This is a genomic window from Streptomyces sp. SCUT-3, from assembly GCF_014083985.1.
Taxonomy (GTDB): domain Bacteria; phylum Actinomycetota; class Actinomycetes; order Streptomycetales; family Streptomycetaceae; genus Streptomyces_H; species Streptomyces_H thermolineatus.
Map to the genome: position 1 here is coordinate 6,023,857 of NZ_CP046907.1, position 14,157 is coordinate 6,038,013.

The following is a 14,157-nucleotide window of genomic DNA, read 5'->3' on the forward strand; positions in this document are numbered from 1 at the left end:
CCTCTACCGGTAGTAAGTGGCCATGGTCCGGGGCTCATTGTGCTCGGAACCGCCGCGGAGCCGGGCCGGTGCCCGTCGGAGTCGGGCCAGACCCTCCGGGTTGAGCGTGGTGTCGGTGGCGGACGCGGAGGCACGGACGGTCTCCGGCCGGCCGAAGCCGGGGATCACGACGACGTTCGGGGAAGGGCGCAGGTGCCGGACCGGACGGGAGGGCGCCCCGGGGGTGGGGGCGCCCCGGGGCGGGGCGGAGGCCGGCGAAGGCGTCGCCGAGCCGGGTGTCCTGCGCCCGCGCGGGCTCCCGCGCCGACCGCCGGGTGAAGGACCCGGTCCGGACTTTGAATGATCATGCAGGGTAATGCATAATCTTTCCATGTCCAAGGTTCTCACCTCCCTGCCCACCGGCGAGCGCGTCGGCATCGCCTTCTCCGGCGGCCTCGACACTTCGGTCGCCGTCGCGTGGATGCGCGACAAGGGTGCCGTCCCCTGCACCTACACCGCCGACATCGGCCAGTACGACGAGCCCGACATCGCCTCGGTGCCCGGCCGCGCGAAGACGTACGGCGCCGAGATCGCGCGCCTGGTCGACTGCCGTGCGGCCCTGGTCGAGGAGGGCCTCGCCGCGCTCGCCTGCGGCGCCTTCCACATCCGCTCGGGCGGGCGGGCCTACTTCAACACCACGCCGCTCGGCCGCGCCGTCACCGGCACCCTCCTGGTCCGGGCGATGATCGAGGACGACGTACAGATCTGGGGCGACGGCTCGACGTTCAAGGGCAACGACATCGAGCGGTTCTACCGCTACGGTCTGCTCGCCAACCCCCACCTGCGCATCTACAAGCCCTGGCTGGACGCGGACTTCGTCTCCGAGCTCGGCGGCCGCAAGGAGATGTCGGAGTGGCTGCTCGCCCACGGGCTGCCCTACCGCGACAGCACCGAGAAGGCGTACTCGACCGACGCCAACATCTGGGGCGCCACCCACGAGGCCAAGACCCTGGAGCACCTGGACACAGGTGTCGAGACCGTGGACCCGATCATGGGCGTGCGGTTCTGGGACCCCGAGGTGGAGATCCCCACCGAGGACGTGACGATCGGCTTCGACCGCGGGCGGCCGGTGACGATCAACGGCAAGGAGTTCACCTCCCCGGTCGACCTGGTGATGGAGGCGAACGCCATCGGCGGCCGCCACGGCATGGGCATGTCGGACCAGATCGAGAACCGGATCATCGAGGCCAAGAGCCGCGGCATCTACGAGGCGCCCGGCATGGCACTGCTGCACGCGGCGTACGAACGTCTCGTCAACGCGATCCACAACGAGGACACCCTCGCCCAGTACCACAACGAGGGACGGCGCCTCGGCCGGCTGATGTACGAGGGCCGCTGGCTGGACCCGCAGGCGCTGATGGTGCGCGAGTCGCTGCAGCGCTGGGTCGGCTCGGCGGTCACCGGAGAGGTGACGCTGCGGCTGCGGCGCGGTGAGGACTACTCGATCATGGACACCTCCGGTCCGGCGTTCAGCTACCACCCGGACAAGCTGTCGATGGAGCGCACCGAGGACTCGGCGTTCGGCCCGATGGACCGGATCGGCCAGCTCACCATGCGCAACCTCGACATCGCCGACTCGCGCGCCAGGCTCGAGCAGTACGCGGGCCTCGGCATGGTCGGCACCGGCCAGGCCGCGCTCATCGGCGCCGCCCAGGCGGCCTCGACCGGGCTGATCGGCGCGATGCCGCAGGGCGGCGCCGAGGCCATCGCCTCGCGCGGCGAGGCCCCCGGCGACGAGGACCTGCTCGACCGCGCCGCCATGGAGTTCGGCACCGACTGAGCACCTCGCCCGAGGATTCACAGGCCTTGTGCGCGGACCGCGGCCGGTCCGCGCACAAGGCCGTGCCGAGCCGCTCTGCCGAGCCTCGCCGTGCCCCTTTGCCGAGTGCGCCCCGGCGCCCGGCCGTCAGCCGACGTCCCCGTACTCGGGCGGGGGCTGGGCCGGCCCGGGGTGCTCCACCGCGTACCGGTCACCGTGGATCGCCAGCATCGCCCAGTGCCAGGCCTCGTCGTGGAAGACGAGCCCGCGGTACGGTGCGCCGTCCGGCTCGTACGGGTAGTGCTCCAGGGCCGCTTCCCGGGCTTCCTCCGGCGTGGAACCGCCATAGCGCTCCATCACCCATGCGTAGCAACGCCGCTCGGACCGCAAATATTCGAGGTACTCCGCCTCGCTCCACGTCATGACGAATACTTTAGGAGCCGCGCCGGAGGGGCCTGGTCCGTGCGGTGTCCGGCCCGCCGCAGGCCGCCGCTGTGACCCCGGCCCGGCGCCGCGCACTCCATGAGCCCGCCCGCCCCCCGTCGGATCAGCCGAAGGGGACGGTCAGCACGGAGCCCGTCTCCACCTGGACGGTGGAGGGGGCGTCGCCGATCGCGTTCCAGATTTCGACGCGGATCGTGCCCCCGTCGAGGTCGCCGAGGCTCCCGGAGGCGGAGTGGAGGCCGGAACGGGACCCGGCGTACTCCTCGTGGCCGGGGACGGGGTCGGAGGCGAAGTAGCGGAAGGTCTCGACCCGTTCGAAGGTGCCGTCGCCGGTCAGGTCGTACGACACCCGGGCCTGCTGCCCGACGCCGACGGCCGTCCCCGCGTCCACCCAGAAACGGAAGTCCGTGGCCTCTCCCGGCCGGAGGGTGCCGTCGACGTTCTCCGCCTGGAGGACGAGAGGACGGTGGGGCGTGCCGTCGTGATTGGCTCCGCCCGCGGACGCGAGGGTCTCGGACGACGGGCCCTCGCCCGCGGTGGTGCTCAGCCTCCCGCCCGAGCGCAGGTGGAAGGTGTCCCCGGTCACCGGGACCGGGCCGGTGGGACTCGGGCCGGTGGGGCTGGGCGTGGGGCCGGGGGAGGAGTCGGTCGGGGACGGGGTCGGGGACGGGGTCGGGGACGGGGACGGCGACGGGTCCGTCGGCGTCGGGTCGGGCGGGGCCGGGGCGTCCGAGAGCGGGTCGAGGGTGACGTACGCCTGCTGGGGGTTGCCGTCGTGCACCAGGGACTCGTGGGCCCCGACGTCGTCGAAGGCGAAGGCGTAGGCCTTTCCGTCCACGGTCCTGGCGTGGATCTCGCGGGCGTAGTGGTTGGTCACCCCGTCCTTGTAGAAGTCCGCCGACGTGGTGTCCGGCTGGTGGGGGTTCTCCAGCAGCGTCGACCGGTTGAACCCGGCGCACAGAGTGCGCGATATCGGCCCCCGCACCAGGTCGTTGGGGGCGTCCAGGCGCTTGTAGCAGCCGAAGACGCTGTCGGAGTCGGGCTTCTGGAAGGAGGCGACGACCGTTCCGGAGCGGTCGGTGAAGTCCATCGTGTCGCCGGAGACCCTGCCGTGGTAGGTGACGTCCGGCTGGTGGGCGAAGGGGGTCACCGTCAGGGTGGAGGTGGAGTACTTGCTCCACACCCGGTCGATGTAGTCGTCCAGGGCGTCGGACCGCAGTCCGCCGGCCTCGATGGCGTGGCTGGGGGCGAGGGCGCGCAGGACCGTTCCGTCGGACCGGGTCTGGACGAGGCCGGCCCAGCCCGGCTGCTTCTCGAGGGCGTCGAAGAACCCCTGGTACCCGCCGGGCTCGAGGTGTCCGGTGGTCGCCACGGTGCCGTCGCCGCGCTTCACGCCCACCGCGTACGGGGCCGAGAACATGTCGACCTGTGTGCTGTTGATCCACAGACCGGAGTCGTTGAGCGTGTACTCGGACCAGTTGAACAGGATGTCCCTGTTGGGGTCGGTGGGGTTCTGCACCGCGGGCTGCACGAGGCCGCCGGTCGTGAGCCTGAAGTCGAGCTTCCGGCCGTACGAGAAGTAGACCCTGCCGGAGAACTTGGGCATGCGGATCGTCATCGAGTGGCCGTCGGCCGGGCCGGCGATGGAGGCGTCGGGTGCGGGGGACGGGGGATTGCCCCCGGCGGGCCAGGGGTGGAAGGTGCCGTCCGCGTCGGCCCAGCCCTGCCGGCCGGTCGAGAGTTCGGTTCCCAGGTTGTAGACGTAGACCTGCTCGCCGGTGCCGGAGTTGTTGGTCAGGGTCAGCGGGATGGTCCCGGGCGCCGCGGCCTCCGCGGCGGGCACGGGGGCGGTGACGGCGAGGCCGGCGGCCGGCAGGACTGCCGCGGCCGCTGCGACCAGCGCCTTCCGTGCGAACGGTGCCGGGGATCTCTTCCGTCTCATGCGCATGGTTGTTGCCGTCCTTGTCGGGGCGGGGCGCCGTCGGCCGTGACTTCTGAGAGCGCTCTCAGAGTGGGTGCGCGAGTGCTGACGTGTCAATGGTCCGGCGGTGACGGACGCCGTCCGGCCGGGCGGGACACCCCGTGCCCCGCCCGGCCGAACGGGGTGTCCCCGGCGTCGCCGCCTACAGCACCCGGCGCAGGAGGCGCTCCTTGAGCCTGGTGAAGGGCGGGTAGGCGAGCCGCAGGGTGTCGGGGAAGAGGGGCTTGTCGAGCACGGCCTTGGTGTGGCTGAAGGTCTCGACGGAGAGTTCGCCGTGGTAGCGGCCGAGCCCGCTCTCGCCCACGCCGCCGAACGGCAGTCCGGGGACGGCGAGGTGGGCGTTGGGGACGCCGAAGGCCAGGGCGCCGGAGGAGGTCTCCGTGGTCAGCCGGTGCTTGGTGCGCGCGGACGCGGTGAAGGCGTAGAGCGCCAGCGGCTTGTCCCGCTCGGTGATGAAAGTGATGGCCGCGTCGAGGTCGGGAACGCGGACGACCGGCAGGATCGGTCCGAAGATCTCCTCCCGCATCACCGGGGAGTCGGGGTCCACGTCGGCGAGGACGGTGGGGGCGATGAAACGGTCCGCGCGGTCGTGGCCGCCGCCGACGACGGCGCGCCCGTCCTCCAGTAGCGCCGTGAGGCGGTCGAAGTGGCGGTCGTTGACGATGCGGCCGTAGTCGGGGGAGGCCGCCGGGTCGTCCCCGTACATGGCGCGCACGGCCGAAGCCAGATGGGGCACGATCTCGTCGGCTGCCTCGCCGACGGCGAGGACGTAGTCCGGCGCGACGCAGGTCTGGCCGGCGTTCATGAACTTGCCCCAGGCGATCCGCCGGGCGGCCGCGGCCAGGTCGGTGCCCGGTTCGACGACGGCGGGGCTCTTGCCCCCCAGTTCCAGGGTCACCGGGGTGAGGTGCCGGGCGGCAGCCGCCATGACGATGCGCCCCACGGTGCCGTTGCCGGTGTAGAAGATGTGGTCGAAACGCTGTTCCAGGAGCGCGGTCGTCTCCGGCACGCCGCCCTCGACGACGGTCACGGCCTGCGGGTCGAGGTAGCGGGGCAGCAGCCGGGCCAGTGCCGCCGAGGTGGCGGGCGCGAGCTCGCTGGGCTTGACGACCGCGCAGTTGCCGGCCGCCAGCGCGCCGACCAGCGGAGCCAGGGCGAGCTGCAGCGGGTAGTTCCAGGGGCTGATGATCAGCACGGTGCCCAACGGCTCCCGCACGGTCCGGGCACGGGCCGGCGCCAGCGACGCGGGGACGGGGACCCGCCGCGGCCGCAGCCACTGCTCGAGGTGCCCGAGCGTGTGGTCGATCTCGTTGAGGGTGAAGCCGATCTCGGTGGAGAACGCCTCGGTCGCACCCTTGCCGAGGTCGGAGCGGAGCGCCTCCCGGAACGTCCCGGCCTGCTCCTCCAGGAGTTTCCGCAGGGCCTCCAGCTGGCCGCGGCGCCAGGGCAGTGGTTTGGTGCGGCCTGTGTCGAAGGCGGCTCGGAGACGGGAGACCGTCGTGGAGACGTCGACGGTGCGAGGGGCGGCTGCGGGGGCGTCCTCATGATTCTGCATGCCCAGAGAGTAAGCGAAACGAAAAACTTTCGTTTCGCTACGATGAAGGTATGACCGGTTCCACACGCCAGGGCCAGGACCCGAACCACCACCCCCGGCCGAACGCCGCGCAGGAGCCGAACGCCGCGCAGGACGGCGCGCAGGAGGGCGACGGCGCCGGCCCTTCGGCGCCCGTCCGGGACGGGCGGCGCGGGCGGCGCCGCGACGCCGGGCTGGACCGGGCACTGCTGGAGGCCGCCCTCGCCGTGCTGGCCGAGCGCGGATACGGCGCACTGACCACCGCCGCCGTCGCCGCCCGCGCCGGGGTGTCCACCGCCACCCTCTACCGCCGCTGGCGATCGAAGGAGGACCTGGTCGTCGGCGCGGTCCTCGCCCACGCCCCCGACCTCGCCCCGCGGACCGACACCGGGACCCTCGAAGGCGACCTGCGGGCGCTCCTGCGGGACAAGGCGGCCACCCTGACCGGCCCCGGGGGGCGTCTCCTGCGTGCCCTGACGGGCGAGGCGGCCCACAACGCCGTCCTCGCGGAAGCCCTGACGACCGCCTTCGTGCTGCCGGTCGGGCGACGGGTGGCGGAGGTCGTGGACCGGGCCGCCGCGCGGGGCGAGATCCCGCCGGTCGAGCAGCCGGACCTGGTCGGCGACCTGGTCATCGGCCCCATGGTCAGCCGGTTCTTCCTGAGCCCCCTCCCGCCCGGCGGCCCCGGCGGCCCTGACGGCCCTGACGGCCCTGACGGCCCTGACGGCCACGGCGGCCCGGACGGTCCGAACGGCCTGGAGTCGCCGTGCGCGGAGGAGACGGCCGACCGCTTCCTGCCCTTCCTCCTGCGCGCACTCGGCGCCCGCACCGTGCCGCCGGGGGAGGCGCGGGCAAGGGACACCGCCGACTGAGGAGATCTCCCGCAGCCCCCTTCCCCGGCCGACACGGGCCACTACCGGAACCACGGTCACCACAGGCCACCACTGGGCGTTATGGTCCGGCACCGGCAGAGGGACGCTCCTGCGGATGTCAGAGGCGGACGACGACCAGGGCGGTGTCGTCGCAGGCGCCGTCGCCGCCGAGGCGGGTCACGAGGGTGTCGGCCAGGTGCTCGACGTCCAGCCGCGCATGACGGGAGAGGGCGTCGGTCAGGCGCGCCAGGCCGGCGTCGATGTCCTCGCCGCGGCGTTCGACGAGCCCGTCCGTGTAGAGCACGAGGGTGTCCCCGGGGGAGTAGGAAAGGGCGGCCTGGGGGCCGGGGAGGATCTCGGAGCGGGCGCCCAGCGGCGGGTCGGTGGCCCGGTCCAGCAGCTCGAAGGACCCGTCGGCGTGCACCAGGACCGGCGGCAGGTGTCCGGCGCTGCTGTACGTGAGCAGGCGGGCGGAGCTGTCGACGAGGACCTTGACCGCGGTGGTGGCCAGGGCTCCGTCGATGGAGCGGGCGTACCGGCCCAGGATCTCCATGGCGGAGGCCGGGCTGTTGATGGCGCGGATGGCCGCGCTCAGGGCGCTGCGGAGCATGCCCATGACGGCGGCGGCCTCCAGGCCCTGGCCGACCACGTCACCGACCGCCACCGCGAAGCAGCCGTCGGGAAGGTCGACCAGGTCGTACCAGTCGCCGCACACGTTCAGCGATCCGACGGCGGGCAGGTAGCGCACCGCGACCTCCTTGTGCCGCTCGAGGTCCGGCGTGTGGAGCATGGACTCCTGCAGGGTGAGGGCGACCCTGCGCTCGCGCGCGTGGGCCTGCCGCAACTCCTCGTTCAGCCGCCGCAGGTCCTGCGCCCGGGCGTAGAGCTCGGCCTCCATCACCTCCTGGGGCGCGTTCGGCTCCGCCCCCGGCGGCCGGCGGGAGTGGACGAACTCGGTCACGTCCTCCACCCGGTGGATGATCCACGCCACCGCGCCGTCCGGCCCCAGGACGGGGGTGTTTATCGGGGACCACCACCGCTCCTCGAACCCCCCGGGCCTGTCGGCGGCCGGGATGTCGTACTTCTGCAGCGTCATGGTGTCGGGCTCCTTGTGGAGCAGGGTCCGCTGCAGCGAGGCGTTCAGGTTCCGCACTCCGTCGGCCTCGGGGTCCGCGGGGTTGTCCGGGAACGCGTCGAAGATGTGCCGCCCGAGCAGGTCGTCCCTGGTGCGCCCGGTCGCCGCCAGGTAGGCCCGGTTCACGTCCACGATGACCAGGTCCGGGCCCAGTACCAGGTACGGGCTCGGCGTGGCTGCGAACAACGCCGCGTAGTCGATCTCTGTCACCAGCCACTCCTCCCCGTTCACCACCGGCCGACGCCCACCCCACTGCCCAATCTACGGAGCCTTCGGCCCCGCCGCCTGCGCCGCCCACTCCCGGGGCGGTCCGGTCCGCCGTGCCGCCCCGCCGACCGGGCCGTGGAGGCGGTCGTCCTGCCGGGCCGGTCAGGGGGTGCCGTCCTCCGGGGACTCCCGCAGGTTCCGCGGGAAACGGATCCCGGGACGCCGGTCCAGCCGGATCCGCCCGGTGGGCACGAGCCCCGCGGCGGCGAGGGCACAGGCCTCGCGGACGGCGGCAGTGGCCGGCCCTGAGGCGTCAGTGCGGAGCGCGGAGACCGGTGATCAGGACGTGGCCGGTGGCCGGGCAGCGGACGGCGGGATAGCCGAGGCGGGTGAGCAGGTCGTGCACGGCCAGGTGGATCGCGTCCCGCACGCTCCCGTGGGGGCCTGCGCCCGCGTCCCGCGCCCGTTCGTCGTGCCGGGGGGAGGGGGCCGCCAGGGCGGTGAACTCCTCGCTGGTCTGCCAGCGCACGGCGATCCCGTCCGGGCCGGGGGAAAGACGCAATCCTGCCGTGCCCGCGGAGGTGTGGGCGTCGAAACCGGCCTCGGCCAGGTCACGGCACAGCTGATCGGTCAGCAGGGCGGAGACGTCGTGGAGCACGGGCACCATTTTCTCCCGGAGCCCCCCGGGGCCGTACCGCCGGTGGAGCGGATTGTGTGAAGGAGCGGGCAAGAGGCCGTGACGGTCACCCGACGCGCCCCGCGGACGGGACCCCGCGGACGGGACCCCATGGGTGGGACCCCGTCGGGCGGGTCAGCGGTCCGCGCCGCCGGACTGCGGCAGGATCCGCAGGACGTCGCGCGCGGCGGAGAGTTCGGACAGCCCGCGCGGGTCGCCCGGCGAGCGCCCGGTCAGGGCTTCGACGCGGCGCAGCCGGTAGCGCACGGTGTTGGGGTGGCAGTACAGCCTGCGGCCGGTCTCCCGGGCCGAGCCGCCGCAGTCGAGCCAGGCGTCCAGGGTGCCGAGCAGCGCCGAGCGGTCGTCGGCGGGCAGGTCGAGCAGCGGGCCGAGGACGGCACGCGCCATCCGCCCGGCCTCGACGGGTGCCGCGGCGGCCAGCAGGGCGATCGGGCTCTCCTCGAACTGTGCGACGGCGGGCGTGCCCGCCGGCAGTGCGTCCAGGGCGATCCGGGCCAGGCGCAGGGCCTCGGGCGTGTCCTTCAGCGCGTCGTAGACCGGGCTGACACCGGTCCGTGCGGCGGGCTCCCGGCGCAGCAGGGCCAGCACGTCCCCGGCGGTGCCCGCGGGCCCCAGGGCGAGCACCCCGATCTGCCGGTCGGGCAGCAGCCGCCAGGCCGAGCGGACGTCGCGCGTCTCCAGCAGGGGCACGATGCCGGGCAGGGCCTCGCGTCCGGCGGCGGGAACCTCGGCGGCGACGACGAGGAACCGCCCCTCCAGGGGGAGCTGCAGTGTCACGGCGGTCCGCCACAGGGCGGCCCGGTCCGAGACCACCCCGGTCAGCAGCGCCTCGACCAGGACGGACCGCTCGTGCTCGCGTTGCAGCATCAGCTCCGCGGCCGTCTCCCGGTAGGAGGTGGCCACCGCGTCCGCGTACTCGCCCATCAGCCGCCACACGTCCGCGGCGACGTCCACCAGGCTGTCGCTGCCGACCGTCCCGGAGGCGCGCGCCTCGGCCACCAGGGTGTCCCACAGGTAGGCGAACGAGGTCCGGAAGGCGTGCAGCACCTCCGGCAGCGGCGCGCCCTGGAGCGCCCGCTCCCGGCCGGTCCGCTGGGGCGCGCGCGGACCGGGCCGCCCCTCCCCGGTGAACTGCTCGAAGATCGTCGTCAGGTTGCCGCGCACGGACCGGTGCAGTTCCTCGGCGGTGACGGCGTCGACGGCGGTGTAGAAGTCGATCTCCCCCCGGATGCGGTCGCACATCGCGGTGGCCAGCTCGTCCACCCGCTCCTGCAGGCTCCTGGCCACCGCCGCGATCCCTGGGTCCACGCCGGTCATGGGCCCCAGGCTACGGGGGCCCTTGTCCCGGCGAACAAAGGCCCCCGAGTCCGGCTTGTCCGGAGGCCCATAGGCCGGGAGCGGCCTCCTCGGCGACGATGACTCGCATCCTCGTGCCGACGTCGGCACGCGAGCCGGAGGAGTGCCATGACCAACCTTGCCCTGAACCTGGTGCGGACCGCCGCGGAGCACCCGGAGCGGCCCGCCATCCGATTCGGGGAGTCCGTGTACTCCTACGCGGAACTCGACGGGGCCTCCGCGCGGGTGGCCGGCGCGCTGGTCGCCGACGGACTGCGGCCCGGCGACCGGGTGGCCGTGATGCTGCCCAACGTCCCCGCCGTCGTCGCCCTGTACTACGGCGTGATGCGGGCGGGCGGCGTGGTGGTGCCGATGAACCCCCTGCTCAAGGCACGGGAGGTGGAGCACTACCTGTCCGACTCCGGAGCGTCCCGGCTGCTGGTCGCCGACGCGTTCGCCGCCGAGGCGGCCCTCGGCGCCGAGGCCGCCGGCACCCCGTGGAGCCGCGTGGGCGGCACCGGGCTCGCCGACGAGCTCCGGGGCGGCGAGCCGGTGGCCGAGCCGGTGGAGAAGGACGGCGACGACTCCGCGGTGATCCTCTACACCTCGGGGACCACCGGCCGCCCCAAGGGCGCGGAGCTGACGCACGCCAACCTCACGCACAACGTCCGGGTGGTCACCGGGCTGTTCTCCATGACACCGCAGGACGTCGTCATGGGCTGCCTGCCGCTGTTCCACACCTTCGGCCAGTGCTGTGCGATGAACGCCTCGATACTCGGCGGCGCCTGCCTGGTGCTCATCCCGCGGTTCGACCCCGCCCAGGTGCTCGGGGCGATGGAGCAGCACAAGGTGACCGTCTTCCAGGGCGTGCCGACGATGTACAACGCGCTGCTGCACCAGCCCGGCACGGCCGACACCGGCTCGCTGCGGATGTGTGTGTCCGGCGGCGCCGCGCTGCCGGTGGAGGTGCTGCGCGGGTTCGAGGAGCGCTTCGACTGCATGGTGCTGGAGGGCTTCGGCATGTCGGAGACCTCGCCGGTCGTCACGTTCAACCACCCCGACCGGCCGCGCAAGGCCGGTTCCATCGGCACCCCGATCGAGGGGGTCGAGGTGCGGCTGGTCGCCCCGGACGGCAGCGACGTGCCGCAGGGCGAGGTCGGCGAGATCGCCATCCGCGGGTACAACGTGATGAAGGGGTACTGGAACGCCCCGCAGAGCACCGCGGAGGCGATCCCGGACGGCTGGTTCCGCTCCGGCGACCTGGCCCGCCAGGACGAGGACGGCTACTTCTTCGTCGTCGACCGCAAGAAGGACATGATCATCCGCGGCGGCTACAACGTCTACCCCCGAGAGCTGGAGGAGGTGCTCAACGAGCACCCCGACGTCGTCGAGGCCGCCGTCCTCGGCGTCCCGCACGCCGAGCTCGGCGAGGAGGTCGCCGCCGCGGTCGTGGTGCGCCCCGGCTCGGGCACCGGCGCCGAGGAACTGCGGGCCTACGTCAAGGAGCGGGTCGCCGCGTACAAGTACCCGCGCCACGTCCGGCTCCTGGACACCCTCCCCAAGGGCGCCACGGGGAAGATCCTCAAGCGGGAGATCGACCTCGGCTCCCCGGCCGGGGCGTGACCACCGGCCGGTCCCGCCCGCGGGGCTCCCCCGCGGGCGGAACCGGCCCGGCTCCGCGCCGAGGACGGGGAGCCGCACCCCGGCCGGGAGGGGGTCAACGGGCGCCGAGCGAATCGGCCAGGCCGCGGGCCTCGGCCCTGCCGAGGCCGACAGCGATCTGGACGGTGGGATTCGTCAACCGCTCCGCCACGACGGGGTGGGCGATCAACCGGTCGCCCAGCACGACGGCCACACCGTTCTTCGGCTCGGGCCGTTCGGCGAGGCGCCCCGTCAGGTCCGAGAACCGGTCGGCGTCCTCGTCCCGCAGGGTGACTTCGACGACCCAGCCCTGCCCTTCCGCCGTACGGTCGAGCACGCCGACGGCCTCGACGCTCCGCACGTCCAGCCCGCCCGGCCCGGAGACCGTGACGCACGTACTGCCGCCGTCGGCGGTGAGGGTAGAGCGAGCCGAGGGGTTCCCTGCCCGGACGAGCCGCACCCCCGTCGCGGGAGGCCCCGGTGCGCCGTGGCGGTCAGACCCGTTCCACGAGCATCGCCACGCCCTGGCCGACACCCACGCACAGGGTGGCCAGGCCGCGGCGGGCGTCCTCCCGCTCCATGCGGCCGAGCAGGGTGAGCAGGATGCGGGCGCCCGAGCAGCCCAGCGGGTGTCCCAGTGCGATGGCGCCGCCGTCGGCGTTGACCTTCTCCTCGTCGAGCCCGAGCCGGCGGACGACCGCCAGCGCCTGGACGGCGAAGGCCTCGTTGAGCTCGACGGCGCCCAGGTCGCCGGCCTGCCAGCCGGCCCTGGCGAGGGCCTTCTCGGTGGCGGGCACCGGTCCCAGACCCATGAGGTGGGGCTGCACACCGGCCGACGCGGAGGTGACGATCCTGGCCCGCGGGACGAGCCCGTACCGTTCGACGGCGGCCGCGCCGGCAACCACCAGGGCGGCGGCGCCGTCGGACAGCGGGGAGGAGGAGCCGGCGGTCACGACGCCGTCCTTGCGGAAGATCGTCCGCAGGGAGCCGAGTTTCTCCGAGGTCGTGGACGGGCGCGGCCCCTCGTCGTGCTCCACGAGGCCGTCCCCGACCGGGACCGGCACGATCTCCCGGTCGAAGTGCCCCGCCTCCCGGGCCGCGACGGCGCGCCGGTGGCTGCGGAGGGCGAAGGCGTCGGAGTCGGCGCGGGTGATGCCGTCCAGCGCGGCGACCTCCTCGGCCGTCTCGCCCATCGACAGGGTCACCTTCGACGCCTCCGGTCCCGCCCCGGCGGGCACGGCCCGGTCGGAGGCGGTGAAACGCGGATTGGTGAAGCGCCACCCCAGTGAGGTGTCGTGCATCTGTCCCGGCTTGGACCAGGGGGTGCCGGGCTTCTCGACGACCCAGGGGGCACGGGTCATCGACTCCACGCCGCCCGCGACGACCACGTCCGCCTCCCCGGCGCGGATCGCCTGGGCGGCCGAGGCGACCGCGGTCAGGCCCGAGGCGCACAGCCGGTTGACGGTGTACCCGGGCACCGTGTGGGGGAGGCCGGCCAGCAGCACGGCCATCCGGGCCACGTTGCGGTTGTCCTCGCCTGCCTGGTTCGCGGCGCCGAGGACCACTTCGTCCACGGCGTCCGCCGGGACGGCCGAGCGGCGGACGGCCTCCGCGACGACCAGGGCGGCCAGGTCGTCGGGGCGCACGCCGGCCAGGGCGCCGCCGTAGCGGCCCTGCGGGGTGCGGGCTCCGTCGACGAGGTAGACCTCTTCAGCCACGGCTTCCCTCCCGGGGGGAGGCGGCCGCCCGGCCGAACGGTGCGCGGCGGTGCACGGGGGAGTCGGGGTGCTCGGGAGAGCCGTGGGGCATGCTTTCCACCTCTTGACAGGCAGGAGTGATGCTGAATTACTGGGCCGCGTCGCACCGTAACCGAATGTTCGGTCGGTATACAAGGTGGTGTAAAAGGTGAACGAGGTCGTCGAGACGGCTCCCGGTCCCGTGCAGAGGATGTTCGCCGAGGACGTGGCGTCCCGGAGCCTGGGCATCGAACTGCTGGAGCACGGCGAGGGGACCGCCCGTCTCCGCATGACGGTGACCCCGGCCATGGTCAACGGGCACGGCATCGCCCACGGCGGCTACCTCTTCCTCCTCGCGGACACCGCGTTCGCCTGCGCCTGCAACGGCCACGGCCCCGTGACCGTCGCGGCCGGCGCCGGGATCGACTTCGTCGCCCCGGCCCGTGAGGGCGACGTCCTCGTCGCCACCGCCGAGGAGCGCACCCGGTTCGGCCGCAGCGGCATCTACGACGTCAGCGTCCTGCGCGGCGACGAGGTGGTGGCGGAGTTCCGCGGACGCAGCCGCGCCCTGCGGGGCGCACGGCCGGAGCAGCCGTGACGGGCGGAGGGCCTGCGGTCCCGGCGTGCGCGCCCCGCAGGGCGCGCCCCTGAAGCGGGGAACCGCGCCGGACCGGCGGACGGCCTTCGCCTGCAGTGCCCCCGTTCTCCGGCGCGGTCCCTCGCCCCGCCCCGTGTGCC

General features: G+C 73.7%; 11 protein-coding genes and 1 pseudogene. 4 read left to right on the plus strand and 8 right to left on the minus strand.

Annotated elements, in window-relative coordinates:
- Window positions 1–370 precede the first annotated feature (370 nt).
- Window positions 371–1,819 (plus strand): argininosuccinate synthase, encoded by a 1,449-nt coding sequence (gene argG / locus GQS52_RS26660; RefSeq protein ID WP_182316090.1) that lies wholly within the window; start codon window positions 371–373, stop codon window positions 1,817–1,819.
- 126 nt (window positions 1,820–1,945) lie between these two features.
- Here the strand turns inward: argG and GQS52_RS26665 are convergent, their stop codons facing one another.
- The 3 genes and pseudogenes from GQS52_RS26665 to GQS52_RS26675 all read right to left on the minus strand — a co-directional run bounded on the left by GQS52_RS26665 (window position 1,946) and on the right by GQS52_RS26675 (window position 5,778).
- On the minus strand, window positions 1,946–2,221 hold the full coding sequence (locus GQS52_RS26665; RefSeq protein WP_182316091.1) for a hypothetical protein: 276 nt from the start codon (window positions 2,219–2,221) through the stop codon (window positions 1,946–1,948).
- Window positions 2,222–2,972: 751 nt separating this feature from the next.
- A pseudogene (locus GQS52_RS26670) lies at window positions 2,973–4,190 on the minus strand (glycoside hydrolase family 64 protein); the annotation flags it as partial.
- Window positions 4,191–4,365: 175 nt separating this feature from the next.
- Window positions 4,366–5,778, minus strand: a complete 1,413-nt coding sequence (locus GQS52_RS26675) for an aldehyde dehydrogenase family protein (protein ID WP_182316093.1) — start codon at window positions 5,776–5,778, stop codon at window positions 4,366–4,368.
- A 50-nt stretch (window positions 5,779–5,828) separates the two neighbouring features.
- Between GQS52_RS26675 and GQS52_RS26680 the strand changes: the two genes are divergently transcribed.
- Window positions 5,829–6,668 (plus strand): TetR/AcrR family transcriptional regulator, encoded by an 840-nt coding sequence (locus GQS52_RS26680; protein ID WP_182316094.1) that lies wholly within the window; start codon window positions 5,829–5,831, stop codon window positions 6,666–6,668.
- A gap of 118 nt (window positions 6,669–6,786) precedes the next feature.
- Here GQS52_RS26680 and GQS52_RS26685 read toward each other — a convergent pair whose 3' ends face one another.
- The 3 genes from GQS52_RS26685 to GQS52_RS26695 all read right to left on the minus strand — a co-directional run bounded on the left by GQS52_RS26685 (window position 6,787) and on the right by GQS52_RS26695 (window position 10,024).
- Window positions 6,787–8,016, minus strand: coding sequence for a SpoIIE family protein phosphatase (locus GQS52_RS26685; RefSeq protein WP_182316753.1), 1,230 nt, complete (start codon window positions 8,014–8,016; stop codon window positions 6,787–6,789).
- Window positions 8,017–8,323: 307 nt separating this feature from the next.
- Window positions 8,324–8,668 carry a hypothetical protein gene (locus tag GQS52_RS26690; protein WP_182316095.1) on the minus strand — a complete coding sequence of 115 codons (345 nt, stop codon included), beginning with the start codon at window positions 8,666–8,668 and terminating at the stop codon, window positions 8,324–8,326.
- Between the two features lie 153 nt (window positions 8,669–8,821).
- On the minus strand, window positions 8,822–10,024 hold the full coding sequence (locus GQS52_RS26695) for a helix-turn-helix domain-containing protein (RefSeq protein WP_182316096.1): 1,203 nt from the start codon (window positions 10,022–10,024) through the stop codon (window positions 8,822–8,824).
- A gap of 147 nt (window positions 10,025–10,171) precedes the next feature.
- Here GQS52_RS26695 and GQS52_RS26700 point away from each other — a divergent pair, with 147 nt between their 5' ends.
- On the plus strand, window positions 10,172–11,665 hold the full coding sequence (locus tag GQS52_RS26700) for a long-chain fatty acid--CoA ligase (RefSeq protein WP_182316097.1): 1,494 nt from the start codon (window positions 10,172–10,174) through the stop codon (window positions 11,663–11,665).
- Window positions 11,666–11,759: 94 nt separating this feature from the next.
- Here the strand turns inward: GQS52_RS26700 and GQS52_RS26705 are convergent, their stop codons facing one another.
- Both GQS52_RS26705 and GQS52_RS26710 read right to left on the minus strand, forming a co-directional pair.
- Window positions 11,760–12,044 (minus strand): hypothetical protein, encoded by a 285-nt coding sequence (locus GQS52_RS26705; protein ID WP_182316098.1) that lies wholly within the window; start codon window positions 12,042–12,044, stop codon window positions 11,760–11,762.
- A 133-nt stretch (window positions 12,045–12,177) separates the two neighbouring features.
- Window positions 12,178–13,401: a thiolase family protein gene (locus tag GQS52_RS26710; protein WP_182316099.1), complete on the minus strand. Its 1,224-nt coding sequence runs from the start codon at window positions 13,399–13,401 to the stop codon at window positions 12,178–12,180.
- A gap of 229 nt (window positions 13,402–13,630) precedes the next feature.
- On the opposite strand from GQS52_RS26710, the gene paaI reads away from it, so the two are divergent.
- Window positions 13,631–14,017 (plus strand): hydroxyphenylacetyl-CoA thioesterase PaaI, encoded by a 387-nt coding sequence (gene paaI / locus GQS52_RS26715; protein WP_182316755.1) that lies wholly within the window; start codon window positions 13,631–13,633, stop codon window positions 14,015–14,017.
- Window positions 14,018–14,157 lie beyond the last annotated feature (140 nt).

Coding starts and splice junctions, on each gene's coding strand:
- GQS52_RS26680 (WP_182316094.1), top strand. CDS start 5,829: ATGACCGGTTCCACACGCCAGGGCCAGGACCCGAACCACCACCCCCGG.
- paaI (WP_182316755.1), top strand. CDS start 13,631: ATGTTCGCCGAGGACGTGGCGTCCCGGAGCCTGGGCATCGAACTGCTG.
- GQS52_RS26695 (WP_182316096.1), bottom strand. CDS start 10,024: ATGACCGGCGTGGACCCAGGGATCGCGGCGGTGGCCAGGAGCCTGCAG.
- argG (WP_182316090.1), top strand. CDS start 371: ATGTCCAAGGTTCTCACCTCCCTGCCCACCGGCGAGCGCGTCGGCATC.
- GQS52_RS26665 (WP_182316091.1), bottom strand. CDS start 2,221: ATGACGTGGAGCGAGGCGGAGTACCTCGAATATTTGCGGTCCGAGCGG.
- GQS52_RS26675 (WP_182316093.1), bottom strand. CDS start 5,778: ATGCAGAATCATGAGGACGCCCCCGCAGCCGCCCCTCGCACCGTCGAC.
- GQS52_RS26700 (WP_182316097.1), top strand. CDS start 10,172: ATGACCAACCTTGCCCTGAACCTGGTGCGGACCGCCGCGGAGCACCCG.